This window comes from Flavobacterium sp. TMP13, from assembly GCF_050847115.1.
In the GTDB taxonomy this organism is placed as follows: domain Bacteria; phylum Bacteroidota; class Bacteroidia; order Flavobacteriales; family Flavobacteriaceae; genus Flavobacterium.
In genome coordinates this window covers 1,742,347-1,755,770 of sequence record NZ_CP193656.1, presented here as the reverse complement: position 1 = coordinate 1,755,770, position 13,424 = coordinate 1,742,347, and the positions used below count along the sequence as shown (strand labels likewise).

Sequence of the window (13,424 nt, the reverse complement as noted above, 5' to 3'; positions counted from 1 at the left end):
AAATACTATAGACAAGTATTGTAAGAATAATAGACAAAGCATAAAGTAACTTATTATCAATTGTATTTGTTTTTAATAAAACATTTATTGTAAAAACTATTATTATTTGATGATACATATATAAACCATAAGAAATTTTCCTAAATAATTAAAAAATCTATTTTCTAAGAGATTCTTTAATTTCGGATTATGAATAAGACATAAAATTATTACAGCAAAATGAAAACCGTATAATACTGAGTTTCCAAAAATAAGTTTAACATTTAATGCTATAATCAATATTGTTGAAATAATGGAGAATATAAATAAAGGAGTGTTTGCAAAAAAGAATAAGATTTTATGTTTACTGTAGAGTAGATAAGCCGCTAGAGCTCCTATTGTAAGGACATCTAATTGAAGTAGATGAACAAATCCCTTTATCATATTAAAATATGGAAGGTTTTGAAAATCTTTAATTTCAACTAAATATGAAATGAGATTATAACCAATAATTAAGGCAATAAACAACAATTTTAATCTTTTACCATTATTAATTATCCAAGGCCAAATAAGATAAAACTGTTCTTCAGTTCCAATAGACCAAGTTTGAGTTGCAAAAGGAACTAATTTAATCTGAATTAATAAATTTGGTAAAAAAAGGAGAAAGAGTAAAATAACCTTTAAATATTCAAAAGGGTTTACCAGATTCATTTTGAAATTTGTGATATTAAACAATTCAAAATATGGTAGAACAAACAATGATAAAATTACAATAAAATAATACAAAGGCCATATTCTTAAAATCCTTCGCATGTAAAAACTTCTATATAATATTTTTGAACCGTTTTCCTTTTCCATCAATAATAGAAAAGTTATTAAAAATCCGCTCAATACGAAAAATAGCGAAACACCCAATTTTCCCAGATGTTTAACTTCTCGAAAATAGTTTGGCATACCAAAATAGGGTTTATTCAATTCTAAATGACTAAATATCACCATAAAAGCAGCTATGAATCTTAAACCATTAAGATTAGGAAAATAAATTTTATCCTTCATTATGAGTTACCGCTTATATAAATATTCAGCATAATTAAAATCATCTCGAGTATCGATGTCGAGATTGGCAAAAATATGATTTACTTCATAAGGAAAAGCCTTTTTTGAGATAATTATGTCTTCTAAAATTAGGGTTGCTTTCGTTATATAAAGCAAGCCATTTTCAAAAAAGAGCGGCTGTAAATCCTGGCTTCTTTGCCCAATTTCATAATTAAATGGAATAAATTTTCCATCAGTAATCTTACCAAATTTTTGATGATTTCTAGTCACCGTAAATAAGCTATCATAGTTCCTTGTACGATATAGTTCAAAAGCTTGGTTTAACAGCTCTTTAGTACGCAAAGGATTAGTGGGCTGTAATAAAACCACATTTTCTACAAGCTCATCTATAGTTTCTAAAACATGTTTTAACGCCGAAACAGTAGGTTCTAAATCACCCGAAATACTATCTGGTCTATCGATCACTTTGGCTCCAAATTGCAATGCAATTTGTTTGATTAACTCATCGTTTGTTGAAACATAGATATCATTTATAATATCATTATTTTCCTGAGCGTACAAAATACTATGTGCTAATAACGGAATTCCTCCTAACAATAATATGTTTTTATCACGCAGTCTTTTTGAGCCGCCTCTTGCTGGAATAATAGCGATTGTTTTCATATTACAAAAAATATCGTTCGGCATTATTTATAATGGTGTTCATACCCAATGCCCAAGCTTCTGCTGAATATAATTCAGAAGGTAAAGTAGAAGCTTCTGGTCGATTATCAAGATATGTTATCATAGCATCTTCCCAACTTGAAACAAAATGCGGAGTATCAATCAACTTACCCAGCTTACCATATTGCAAAACCTCAGGAACACCTCCGATGGATGAAGCAATACAATAATTTCCGCAATGCAAAGCCTCAATTAAACTCATTCCAAAACCTTCATGGCATAATGTTGGAAACAAATAACAATCTGATATTTGAAAATACTTTGGCAATTCATCATTTGGAATTTTTCCTAAATATTCAACTCCTTCTTGAGGCGTTTTGGGTTCACAACCAATGACCCATAAAACTGTATTGGGTTGCTGCTGGTGAACTTGCTGCCATGCATCTAAAACAATATGTAATCCTTTTTTAGGACGGTCTTGCGAACACCAGACAAAAACAGTTTTAGCATATACATTAAAGCGTTCTTTCAAGGCTACTTTTTCAACAGGACTTACTGTACGGAATTTATGGGTATCAATTCCATTATGCAAAACCGAAAAGCGAGTGGGTAAAACAGTATAATACTTTTTATGCTCCTCATAACTCAAATACGTCAAAAGTATCATCTCATCAATATATTCAAAAAACCAACTTTGTTCAATATTTTTGCAAAATGGCGAATAACCGTGATAAAAAAACTGTATATAACAATTTTCTCTTAACCCTTTTTTAACCAATTCTTGTTGTAAAGGTTTGATAATACCAAAATTGTCTACAACTTGAATAACGAATTTTTGATTTGAATTTATTATTTTAAAAAGTGCCTCAAAATAATCTAAATAGGGATTCCTCTTAATTTTCTTTTTAATTTTTGAAAACCATGTTGAATCTACAAAAGAATATTTAACAGAAGGAAATTCATTTAATGGTTTTTTACAAACCAAATAATCAATCAACGAACTTTTGGCTAAATAATTTTTATACAGAGTTGTCCAACTTCCAATTTTATCAAAAGGCAGTTGAATTTGTGATATTAAAATAACTTTAACCATTTCTTATTTCTCTAATTTTCGTTTAATTCTTCTCAAAAAATTATAAATACAATAGAATTGTAAATAAAATCTGGAATACTTTTTTAATCCTTTCTTTTCATAAGACAGAATTTTATTTTTTAATTTTTCTTCAAGAACAGTAAATTGAACTTTTCCAACAATATCATTCAGTGCTGTTAAATTCTTTTTTACATCTAAAAATTGTTCTGAATAAATTCTTGCTTGCATTTTCATTTCAACAACTTTTTGCTTGTTATGGCAGAGGCTTTCGAGTTTGTTTTGTAGATCATCCAAATCAATTTCACACATTGGCCAATAATACGCATCTGCCCTAGAATATTGGTAGAGCACATTAACCAACAAAGAATTTTTTTCATTAGAAAACTCATTCATAGGTGCCATATCAGTAGTAACTAAGCCTAATCCTGATGCAAGTGCTTCGGCAATGGTCAATCCAACACCTTCAAGACGTGATGGGTAAACATAAATATCTCCTAAAAAAAACAAACCAGGAGCAGTTACTGTATTGCATATTATCTCGAGCTTATTCTTTTCTTGCAAACTCTTTATTAACTTTAGGTGTTCAAACTCTTTAAACTCAACTTGAGTATGAATAATTAATTTAAAATCTGCATTAATTCGATCAAATACCTTCAAAATTAAATCAGCACCCTTTCTATTTTTATCTCTACCACAGGAATGAAAAAAAGTAACAACTTCAGAATTTACTAAATCTGAATTTGTCGGTTTAAATACATCCAGTTGGGTACCCCATGGCAAATAAAAAACTTCTTTATGATTTCTAAAAGCCGTAAAGTGTCTCTTAGTGTTACAAATTACTGCATCGTAAATATCAAAAAGAGGAATTGTCTCTGCCGTATAATAATCTATATAAGCAATAGTCTTAACATTCAATTCCTTACACCACAGTAAAGGAATAAACCAATGTTGCTCATTAAAAATAACAAGTTCTATTTTGTTTTCCTTAATCCAATTGTTGAAATCATCTTTATCAATGACCATACCCACAGAGGGGATATTTCTTCTTTTACTCCAAAAAACATTTTCATAATCCCAATTTTTATCTCCAATAGCATATTGTTCTCCTCCTCTAACAAAAATAAAAACATCATTTTCATTATTTAATATCAATGCATCTCGAAAACTTTTAGAAACATATGATGCTCCTCTTTCAAACCAAGTAGTAACTATTCCAATATTCATATTATGAAAATTAAATTTCAAGATATAATTAATATCCCAATTTCATTTTTAAAATTTCTGTTATCCGTTCTGAAGCTTTACCATCGCCATATGGATTATTAATTTGAGACATTTTTAAATACGATTCTCTGTTTTTTAATAATTCAATTACATTTTCAACTATTTTTTCCTTATCCATCCCTACCATTCTTATATTACCCGTAGATAATGCTTCTGGACGTTCTGTGTTTGATCTTAAAAGTAAAATTGGTTTCCCTAAAGAAGGTGCTTCTTCTTGAACACCACCAGAATCTGTCATAATTAAATACGCTTTATTCATCAAAAAAAGAAAAGAAGGATAATCAATTGGATTAATCAAATGTACATTATCAATACCATCTAGAATTTTCATTATAGGTATTTGTATATTAGGATTTAAATGTAGGGGGTAAATTACTTGTACATCTTTATTCTGTGCAATTTCTTTAATGGCTAAACATAAGTTTTCAAAACCTTTTCCAAAACTTTCTCTTCTATGTCCAGTAACTAAAATAATTTTACAAGAAGGGTTTATTAATGATTTAACTAATTTTAAATCATCAGACAAATAACCTTCATCAATCTTTTTTAAACCAATTCCTAAAGCATCAATTACTGTATTTCCGGTCACAAAAATACTTTCACGACAAATACCCTCCTTCATCAAATTTTCTGAAGCCCATTTTGTAGGTGCAAAGTGTAGGTCTGCTAGACGTCCTGTTAATTGACGATTAATTTCCTCTGGAAAAGGAGATTTTTTATTGTAAGTCCTAAGTCCAGCTTCTACATGACCGATGTTTATTTGTCGATAAAAAGCAGCTAAAGAAACAATAAGACTAGTAGTTGTATCTCCATGAACTAATACAATATCTGGCTTGAAATCATCAAACAACTTATCAATATTTTGTAAAATTCGTGAACTTAATTCATTTAATGATTGATTTTTTTTCATCAAATTCAAATCATAATCTGGTACAATTTCAAAAAAGCCCAAAACTTGATCCAACATCTCTCTATGTTGAGCAGTTACACAAACTCTAACATCGACAAAATCTAATTTAAGCTTATGATATAATGGTGCCATTTTTATTGCTTCGGGACGAGTTCCAAAACACAGTAGAATTTTTTCCATTTATTTTTTAAATGATTTGATCATAATTTCCTATCTAGATAAAATAGTAAAATTATACATTTTTATTTGCTCCAAAAATTTCACTATAACCTTAGTTTACATTTTTACCCTTTTATATAAAAATCTGCTGTTTCTTTTGAAAGCCCCTTAATTCTAAAAACCCATTTTAAAACTGGTTTGTCAAATATAATTTTACCAAACAACTTACTTTTAAACCAATACACTATTTTAGAATTACCATAAAAACTAAACTCAGGACACGAAATCAAAGTAGTATTTGGCAATTTTGATTGATGTTCTAAAATAGTTTTCATCCAATCCTCCAAAACGTTTCCCATGTGATAGGTATAATTATCCTCGGTAGACAAGCGCCAAAAATCTTTTTTTACGACTGGAACATCTAACAAATCACTTTCACTGGTACCTCCCATTTTATATAAAGAATTACGCATCACTCCCGATTCAAAAATACCGCCTCGGTATGTGGCTACAAAATGTCCAGCGCCTACTACAGCGGTTACATTGTTTTCCTTAATTGTTAAATAGTTATTTAAATGTTCTTGGTTGTAAAATGATTCATTACCCACACTGTGAGCAAAAGCCTTTAATGCTTCCGGATTTTTAACCGATCTAAAAGCTAATTTTTTAGAAAAAAGATAATCCCAATATATATTTGAAGTCAGTACTTTATAGGATCTTGATGAAGGAGTTGTACATACCATACCCGCTTTGGGGAAGGCTTCAAAAACTTTATAACTGGACGTTTGCCAATCTTCCAAGAAAAGAACATCGGCATCAGCAACAGTAACCAAATCAAACGAATGTCCCACTATCCCTTTTAAAACGGCATTCATCTTTCCAATATTGCTTGTATGAATGAGCTCTTGAATAGTACCAGCGTTTCTAAGTCTCTCAAGATATTCGGAAACGACATCGCAACTTCCATTATTTATAATTGATATAAAAGTTTTGTTGTGACTTGTTTTAACCAATGATTCTAAACAGTATTGTAAAATAGCTAAACCATCTTTAAAATATCCTTCTTGATTAGGAATATAAACGGGAACAATAACTTGATGAAAATAATCAGATGACTCTATTTTTTTATCTTTTTGCGGATTAGACCCTACTCTCATTTTATTTTAGAATTTTTCTGGCTTATTTAATAAAAACTTTAGCATAAATAACAATCTTTTACAGGAATAGAAAATATCCAAGCAATAAGATTTTGTTTGGATATAAATAGAAAAAAGAAAAAATTTAATTGATTTATAAAATGTAACTGATGTGTGATGTAACTGATAGCTTCCAATCGTTTCATTTTTAAATCTAAAATAATTTTCAGCTCTTGTTCTTACAATATGGTAACAGAAGATAGCTGGTACAAATTCAATTTTAAAACCTAATGCGACAATTCTTTTAGTCCACTCTTTATCCTCAAAAGTCAAAATATTATCTTTAAAAGGATTTCTCAACCAAATGTGTCTATTAAATGCAGAACATGCAAATATCAAACCTGCTTTGTTATAATCTTCTTCGGCTGTAGTTTTATTTAAATAAGCGCGATAATCATTATGATTATGCAAACAGCGTACTCCTGCTAATTCATCCATCCTCCCAGAAAAGCTATTTTTAATTATTTTAAAAAAATCATGACTAATTGGAAATGCATGAGCGCTAAAAATTATTACAATATTTCCTTTCGCTTCTATGCCAGCTCTATTTGCACTACCTCCATAACTAAAATTCTCAATAGTTATGAATTTCGCTCCATATTTTGTACTAATTTCTTCACTATTATCTGTAGATTGATTATCTAGCACTATCATTTCTATAAAATCGCCAGAATACCTTACGCTAAGATTAGAAAGTAAAAACTCTAAAGCAGTTGCTTGATTTTTATTTCTTATTACTATTGAGATCTCTTCCATTTAATAATAATCTAAAATTGAAATCGCTATGATTTTTTAAATTTAACAAAAAACAAATAATCAATTAAAAACATATTAAATAATGTTCTAAAAAAATTGTCTTTTTTGTGTTGCCACTGCATTTTAACACAGATTTTCAAAAGTAAATTATACTCTTCAGAACTGATACGATTTTTTCCTTTTTGTTTAACTAGAATTTTTTTTAAATATAGAGGCAAATCAATGTATGCTTTTTTATTAAGTGACAAATTTTTTGAATGTACTCTATATACTGCTAATGGTTGATCATAATAATAAAATTTAGTTTCGAAAGAACACCTTGTCCAAAATTCAACATCTTCACCTGCAGGCAACATAATTTCATTAAACAAACCAACTTTTTCTACCAATTCTTTTCTTAGTAACGGAGTTGGCATCATTAAAGTGAATCTACCTAACATATTCATGTAAACATCACCATGTTTATTTCTCCACTTAAAACTTTCTCCTATAATTTCATGTTGCAAAAGTCCATCCGAATTCACGACTTTACAAGGAGAATGCACTAATCCAAAATCAGGATTTTCTAATAAAATACTGACCTGTATAGCAATTTTATTTTCTATCCAAAGGTCATCGTCATCTAGAAAAGCAATTAAGCTACCATTTGAATTGTTAAAACCAAGATTTCTTCCTGATGCGGGCGTTTTAGTATTGTGTGTTTTTATATACTTTATACCCTCGTACGAATTACATATTTTAAGATTTTCATCCCCTACAGTACCATCATCAACAACAATTATTTCAATATTTTCATAAGTTTGATTTTTCACACTATTTATGGTCAAGCGTAAATACAAAGGCCTATTATAAGTAGTGATAATAACGCTGACTAACGGGCTTTGATGTGGCATTTATTATATATTTTATTTAAAACTTCCTTAATTAATATAATATAAAAGTAGAATTTAAATTTCTTTAAAGATTCAATTTCTTTAAAAATAGAATTTATAAACCATTCAGATTTATCGTGAAAAATATAATCTTGAATGTAGTGCTTTAAAAGTAACTTTACTTTGTCCGTTTGAGAAAAGTAATTTAAATAATGAAATTTTTCAATATAAATTGATTTCAACTTATATTTTGTACTTAAAGTTGTTGTTGAATTGTCATGACGTCTAAAATAATTAAGTGTCAAATTATTAAAAATAAACGTTTTATCTTTGACTAAGTAAGTCCACAAAAAAATATCAGAGCACTGTTTATTATTAAATATAGATTCTGGAATTTTATCAGATGATTTTCTAAATACAACACTACTCCCATTAGTGATTAATGTTTCAAATGGCATATCAGTGATTAATATGGAAGCTTTCAGTTCGTTATAATCTGTATTTAAATTTTTTAATTTTTCAGTTCTTTTTTCCGAAGTGTACAAGAAAAGCCCATTCTCATCAATATACTGAGAATTTGAAAAGACTAAGGCAGCTTCAGGAAATTTTTCTAAGAGTTTTATTTGACTTTCTAAGAAAATATTATCAGACACGTCATCCGTTTCGGCAATCCAGATATATTGAGTTTCTGCTAGTTCAATTCCTTTTTGCCATGAGAGATAACCGCTTCCCGAATTTTTTTCATTAATTATAAAATGCTTAACTTTAAAATTTGTATTACCTTCAATAAAATTAGTAATAAGTTTGACACTACAATCAGTTGATTTATCATCAATGATGATAGCTTCCCAATCACTGTAGGTTTGATTAGCAATACTTTTCAATCGGTCTAATAAAAAATTACTATGGTTGTAGCTTGGAATTATTATTGTAACATTAGCCATCTATTTATTTTATCATTATTTCTTCAATATTATATTTTTTTTTCATATTAATATATTAAAAGTTTCTCTTTATTATAAATGTTTTCAATAGCCTTTATATAAAAGTCATTTTTAATTTGTATTCTTTTTAATCTAACTGGATTGTTGAAATTAAGTTTATTTTGTAGACACTTATTATTATTATTATTATTATTATTGCCTATAATATGAGGTGTATATTGCAGCTTTATTTATCTCTTCAGAGCAATTATAGAACTCTTCAAATTATTATTTCGAAAAATATCATCATCCCCCAAAATCATTATCCATTCTTCATTAGTTGATAAAGCAATACAACGATCCCATTGTTTAGTTAACGAACTTCTTCCTAAATTTGTTTCAAAACGATGGTAAACAAAATCGATGCTTCCGCGAAATTTTTCTAACAGTACAGAAGGACTACTTGGACTCGCATCGGCAACAATATAGACTTTAAACCTCTTATCTGTCTGATCAGTCAGTGATTGTAAGGTAGCTTCGAAGAAGGCAAGTTTGTAATAAGGAATTACAATAGCTAACATAACTTATTGATACATTTTATTTAATAAATCTCCGTTTTCATCTGTCAGCCAAGAAGCAGAATGTCTGGCTACTTTTAAATAATACTTTTGCTCGTCTGTTGGATTTTGGGAATCAATATACCAACCTCCATGAATGGCTACGTAAGGATTCTTAGTACGAATAGCGTTGTAAAAAACTTTAGAGTTATACTCAATAAATCCTGGTTTGTACAAGGCAAAAGTTGTATCGATTGGAGCTTGATAATTTCCATCTATATTAATATTTTTCCAAAATTGAGATTCCCACCTTATAACTTTTTCTCTATTGGTATTTTTTGCTGGCAGATCATCAATTTTTAAGCTAAAACCAACTTTTGATACTTTGCGATTCTTATTTAATATTTTTTTAAATTCAAGCAGAAAATCATCTGGACAATAGGATTCTGGAACAATATCAGCATCAGTAATGACGTAGTAGCCTCTCATATACTTTTTGAATATATCTCTGTTTTTCCAAAATACTAAATGACCATAATTTTTATCTAACATATATACAGTAGCTTGTCCTGAAATAGATTTAAGGTATTCTAGTAAAGGAGGATAGGTTGAATTATTATCGATTATTATTATATTAAGATACTTTTTCCTTTGCAAAAAACGCACTAATTTTCTTAAATAGAATAACTGATTAAAACTAATTATTATAATAGGAATCTTTTTATAATTAAAAGACTGTTTAATGCCGTTAATTGAAGTATAATAAATAAAAGTAATGTAGAAGTTTTTTGCAATTTCCTTTATTCCAAAAAAATTTAAAATCGTAATTATCTTACTTCTCATGTCTGTATAAAATTTTATCATTTTGAACTTGTAATTTTGTAAAAAATTTAAACGTTGAAGAATACAAAATTTTTTATCCTCTACTTACATATGCGATCATTTTAAAGTGTTGTAATTTTTTACATATTCTAAAAGTCCTAATTTATTTAAAAATTTTATTGTCCTAGATTTGTTTAAGCTATTTAATAAGATTTCTAAATCATTTAATCTGACAAAATCATAAAATTCAGATTTAAGAACATTATTCCGCTCTAAGCTTACTTGTGACTTATTAGTAGTTGATAATCCATCCATGTAAAATTTAGAAAGAATATTATTAACCTTTCTATTGGAGGCATTAAACTTGGCAACAACTACAAAAAAAAATTTCCAATCTGAAACTATTTTTAATTGTTCATCATATAGTCCATACTTCTGAAATAATTCTTTTTTAATAAATGTTGTGGGGTGTCCAATAGTTCCATTTAGGAAAGTTCTGTAGTTGATTTTATCTTTGAAATTATAAATATTGGTAGTTGTTTCAAAGACTTGGCATATATCAAAATAAAGGAGATCTTCCGTATGAATTTGACTATTATTTTCATATAATACCGTTTTCGTGTATAATTCGTCTCCACTATTCAAAAACAATAAATATTCTCCAGTCGCAACTTTTATACCTTTATTCATGGCATTATAGATACCCGAATCTTTCTCGCTTACCCAATAATCAAAATAATGATTTTGACTTTCGATATAATCTGCACTACCATCGCTTGAACCGCCATCAATTATGATATACTCAAATTCTTTCCAGGTTTGATTGACAACGCTCTGCACAGTCCTTTTCAGTCCTTCAAGATTATTGTAATTGATAGTAATGATAGAGATCTTTTTTTTCATTGTAAACTATGTTAGAAAAAATAACTTAAGCTCCGCTACTGTTTTTTAATGGCAATGAGATTGTTGTATGGGTAATGGAGCTTCTTAGTTTCTTCAATTAACTTACCATTTTTTATTGTAAACCATTGATATCCAAAAGTGATCATAATATCGTATATTTCATGAACTGAGTATCCAGCATTAAATGTATTTTCTTCTGTAAATTCTACCATTACGATAGGACTAAAATTTATCAAAAATTCTCGCCCTCCCTTTAATGCGAACTTTTCCCAGCCTTCAACATCCATTTTAACCAATGAAACCTTTTCTTTATCGACATTTTGCAATTCTATATCCAAAGTTGAAACTGGAACTTGAATAATCTTTTCCAACTTGTTATCTTGACTTGGTGCAAATGAATTCCAAGCATCGTGTCCGTTTTCAGAAAGATAAAAGTTCAATTGATCTTTGGTTTCTCCAAGCCCTATATTCTTTAATTCTATATTTTTAAAATCATTTAATTTAACATTTTCCGCTAATCTCGCAAAAGTTAATGGCGATGGCTCAAAGCAAATTACTTTTCCATTTGCACCTACAAGATTCGAAGCAATTAAGGCAAATAATCCAACATTTGCTCCAATATCCAGAAAGACATCTCCTTCATTTAAAACCTGGTATAGGTAATCAGTTTCCTCCTTTTCAAATCCGTTGTAAATTAACTTCGATAAAACACTGTCTTTATAAAGATTAATTTTAACATCATTAGTTAATTTAAATTCAAAAAAGACATTGTCTTTAAATAAATTATCCCATAATTCATTTTTGCGCTTTACTAATTTATCGTCTTCTCGTTTCTGAAAATTTCTTAATATTTTAGATATTTTACCCGCAATTTTATATAAAGGTCTTTTGAAAATCTTATTGTCCATGATTTTTTTAGTTTTCAATATTACACCATAATAATTCCGGCGATATTACTCCAGGTCGCGAATCGGCGAATGCGCTGTTAAGTCCACCTATATTCATGACAGAAATTTTAATTATAAGATTATCATCAAATATTATCCATCGTTTATTATGAATTCCGATAGCAGGTTTTATTCCAAATGATCCGCTCGTCAATAAGTTTGCAGGAATTGTTGCAGTAATGCAATACTGACCTTTTCCAATCAATTGTATCTCACATTCTAAATCATCATGGAAAGATCTGAAAATAATTGTCTCAGTATTTAAGTCAATTAAATCAAATCCTATTCTTAATCCCAAAACTTCTTTAACTATTGTATAATCAAAGTGAATAGATATAGTCTCATTTGTGTAAAAAACGCAATCAGATACGTTTTTTTGTCTTACTTTAATATTTTTTAGGTTGAAATATTCATCATTTTGATCCCTTATATATTCATCCAGAAAATTGGAATCAAAATTATTCTTATCGGAATTAAGATATAAATTAATTGATTCATCTATATTCCCATCAAACTTTAATTTTCCATTCTCCAAAACTATCCCCCTCGTACACAAACTTTTAACCGCCGCCATATTATGACTCACAAACAAAACGGTTCTTCCTTCTCCTTTAGAAATATCCTGCATCTTACCAATGGCTTTCTTTTGAAATTCGGCATCACCAACTGCCAAAACCTCATCGATAACCAAAATTTCGGGTTCCAGAAAAGCCGCAACGGCAAATGCTAGTCTTACGGTCATTCCAGAACTGTATCTTTTTACTGGAGTATCTATGTAACGCTGACAACCCGAGAAATCAATGATTTCTTCCAGTTTTGAGGTGATTTCTTTCTTGGTCATTCCAAGTATGGCCCCGTTTAGATAGACATTCTCACGACCGGTTAGCTCTGGATTAAAACCAGTACCAACTTCTAGCAAAGAAGCAATACGTCCCCTTGACTTGATGCTTCCCGTTGTTGGTGCGGTTACTTTGGATAAAATTTTCAAGAGTGTGGATTTTCCAGCACCATTTTTACCAATAATTCCTAAAACTTCACCCCGCTTCACCTCAAAACTAATATCTTGAAGTGCCCATACATAATCACTTTCACCTTTTGTACTTCGGTCATTGGTTTCACCAATTTTAAGATAAGGGTCTTCTTTACCACGAATTTTATACCACCATCTGTTGAAGTCATGACTTAAAGTTCCAGTGCCTACTTGCCCCAAACGATACTGTTTGGAGATGTTCTCAGCTTTTAATATAATGTCTTTACTCATTTGCTTTTTGGTCCTTCCCTCAGCCCCCTCCGAAGGAGGGGGG

General features: G+C 29.4%; 14 protein-coding genes. All 14 read right to left on the bottom strand.

The window, feature by feature from the left end; all coding sequences use genetic code 11:
* Positions 1-102: 102 nt before the first annotated feature.
* A complete protein-coding gene (locus tag ACRASX_RS07690; RefSeq protein WP_432222978.1) occupies positions 103-1,035 on the bottom strand; it encodes an acyltransferase family protein in 933 nt (310 codons plus the stop codon).
* A gap of 6 nt (positions 1,036-1,041) precedes the next feature.
* Positions 1,042-1,698 carry a cytidylyltransferase domain-containing protein gene (locus ACRASX_RS07685; protein WP_432222977.1) on the bottom strand — a complete coding sequence of 219 codons (657 nt, stop codon included), beginning with the start codon at positions 1,696-1,698 and terminating at the stop codon, positions 1,042-1,044.
* 1 nt (position 1,699) lies between these two features.
* Complete coding sequence (locus ACRASX_RS07680; protein WP_432222976.1) at positions 1,700-2,791, bottom strand: glycosyltransferase family 4 protein; 1,092 nt, start codon at positions 2,789-2,791, stop codon at positions 1,700-1,702.
* Between the two features lie 3 nt (positions 2,792-2,794).
* Entirely contained in the window at positions 2,795-4,015 is a 1,221-nt protein-coding gene (locus ACRASX_RS07675; RefSeq protein WP_432222975.1) for a glycosyltransferase, read from the bottom strand.
* 28 nt (positions 4,016-4,043) lie between these two features.
* Positions 4,044-5,165 carry a non-hydrolyzing UDP-N-acetylglucosamine 2-epimerase gene (wecB, locus tag ACRASX_RS07670; RefSeq protein ID WP_432222974.1) on the bottom strand — a complete coding sequence of 374 codons (1,122 nt, stop codon included), beginning with the start codon at positions 5,163-5,165 and terminating at the stop codon, positions 4,044-4,046.
* Between the two features lie 104 nt (positions 5,166-5,269).
* Positions 5,270-6,301 (bottom strand): glycosyltransferase family A protein, encoded by a 1,032-nt coding sequence (locus ACRASX_RS07665; protein ID WP_432222973.1) that lies wholly within the window; start codon positions 6,299-6,301, stop codon positions 5,270-5,272.
* A 6-nt stretch (positions 6,302-6,307) separates the two neighbouring features.
* Positions 6,308-7,096: a glycosyltransferase family 2 protein gene (locus ACRASX_RS07660; RefSeq protein ID WP_432222972.1), complete on the bottom strand. Its 789-nt coding sequence runs from the start codon at positions 7,094-7,096 to the stop codon at positions 6,308-6,310.
* 26 nt (positions 7,097-7,122) lie between these two features.
* A complete protein-coding gene (locus ACRASX_RS07655) occupies positions 7,123-7,989 on the bottom strand; it encodes a glycosyltransferase family 2 protein (RefSeq protein WP_432222971.1) in 867 nt (288 codons plus the stop codon).
* Positions 7,968-8,912, bottom strand: a complete 945-nt coding sequence (locus tag ACRASX_RS07650; protein ID WP_432222970.1) for a glycosyltransferase family 2 protein — start codon at positions 8,910-8,912, stop codon at positions 7,968-7,970. The genes ACRASX_RS07655 and ACRASX_RS07650 overlap by 22 nt, the downstream gene beginning before the upstream one ends.
* A gap of 230 nt (positions 8,913-9,142) precedes the next feature.
* Positions 9,143-9,472, bottom strand: a complete 330-nt coding sequence (locus ACRASX_RS07645) for a glycosyltransferase family A protein (protein ID WP_432222969.1) — start codon at positions 9,470-9,472, stop codon at positions 9,143-9,145.
* A gap of 3 nt (positions 9,473-9,475) precedes the next feature.
* Positions 9,476-10,291, bottom strand: coding sequence for a glycosyltransferase (locus tag ACRASX_RS07640; protein WP_432222968.1), 816 nt, complete (start codon positions 10,289-10,291; stop codon positions 9,476-9,478).
* A 96-nt stretch (positions 10,292-10,387) separates the two neighbouring features.
* Positions 10,388-11,173, bottom strand: a complete 786-nt coding sequence (locus tag ACRASX_RS07635) for a glycosyltransferase family 2 protein (protein WP_432222967.1) — start codon at positions 11,171-11,173, stop codon at positions 10,388-10,390.
* A gap of 35 nt (positions 11,174-11,208) precedes the next feature.
* Positions 11,209-12,081 carry an FkbM family methyltransferase gene (locus ACRASX_RS07630; protein WP_432222966.1) on the bottom strand — a complete coding sequence of 291 codons (873 nt, stop codon included), beginning with the start codon at positions 12,079-12,081 and terminating at the stop codon, positions 11,209-11,211.
* A 7-nt stretch (positions 12,082-12,088) separates the two neighbouring features.
* Positions 12,089-13,381: an ABC transporter ATP-binding protein gene (locus ACRASX_RS07625; protein WP_432222965.1), complete on the bottom strand. Its 1,293-nt coding sequence runs from the start codon at positions 13,379-13,381 to the stop codon at positions 12,089-12,091.
* Positions 13,382-13,424 lie beyond the last annotated feature (43 nt).

Excerpts from the sequence above, each read along its gene's own strand:
- ACRASX_RS07675 (WP_432222975.1), bottom strand. The coding sequence starts at position 4,015 with ATGAATATTGGAATAGTTACTACTTGGTTTGAAAGAGGAGCATCATAT.
- ACRASX_RS07625 (WP_432222965.1), bottom strand. The coding sequence starts at position 13,381 with ATGAGTAAAGACATTATATTAAAAGCTGAGAACATCTCCAAACAGTAT.
- wecB (WP_432222974.1), bottom strand. The coding sequence starts at position 5,165 with ATGGAAAAAATTCTACTGTGTTTTGGAACTCGTCCCGAAGCAATAAAA.
- ACRASX_RS07680 (WP_432222976.1), bottom strand. The coding sequence starts at position 2,791 with ATGGTTAAAGTTATTTTAATATCACAAATTCAACTGCCTTTTGATAAA.
- ACRASX_RS07665 (WP_432222973.1), bottom strand. The coding sequence starts at position 6,301 with ATGAGAGTAGGGTCTAATCCGCAAAAAGATAAAAAAATAGAGTCATCT.
- ACRASX_RS07690 (WP_432222978.1), bottom strand. The coding sequence starts at position 1,035 with ATGAAGGATAAAATTTATTTTCCTAATCTTAATGGTTTAAGATTCATA.
- ACRASX_RS07645 (WP_432222969.1), bottom strand. The coding sequence starts at position 9,472 with ATGTTAGCTATTGTAATTCCTTATTACAAACTTGCCTTCTTCGAAGCT.
- ACRASX_RS07650 (WP_432222970.1), bottom strand. The coding sequence starts at position 8,912 with ATGGCTAATGTTACAATAATAATTCCAAGCTACAACCATAGTAATTTT.
- ACRASX_RS07685 (WP_432222977.1), bottom strand. The coding sequence starts at position 1,698 with ATGAAAACAATCGCTATTATTCCAGCAAGAGGCGGCTCAAAAAGACTG.
- ACRASX_RS07640 (WP_432222968.1), bottom strand. The coding sequence starts at position 10,291 with ATGAGAAGTAAGATAATTACGATTTTAAATTTTTTTGGAATAAAGGAA.
- ACRASX_RS07660 (WP_432222972.1), bottom strand. The coding sequence starts at position 7,096 with ATGGAAGAGATCTCAATAGTAATAAGAAATAAAAATCAAGCAACTGCT.
- ACRASX_RS07655 (WP_432222971.1), bottom strand. The coding sequence starts at position 7,989 with ATGCCACATCAAAGCCCGTTAGTCAGCGTTATTATCACTACTTATAAT.
- ACRASX_RS07635 (WP_432222967.1), bottom strand. The coding sequence starts at position 11,173 with ATGAAAAAAAAGATCTCTATCATTACTATCAATTACAATAATCTTGAA.
- ACRASX_RS07630 (WP_432222966.1), bottom strand. The coding sequence starts at position 12,081 with ATGGACAATAAGATTTTCAAAAGACCTTTATATAAAATTGCGGGTAAA.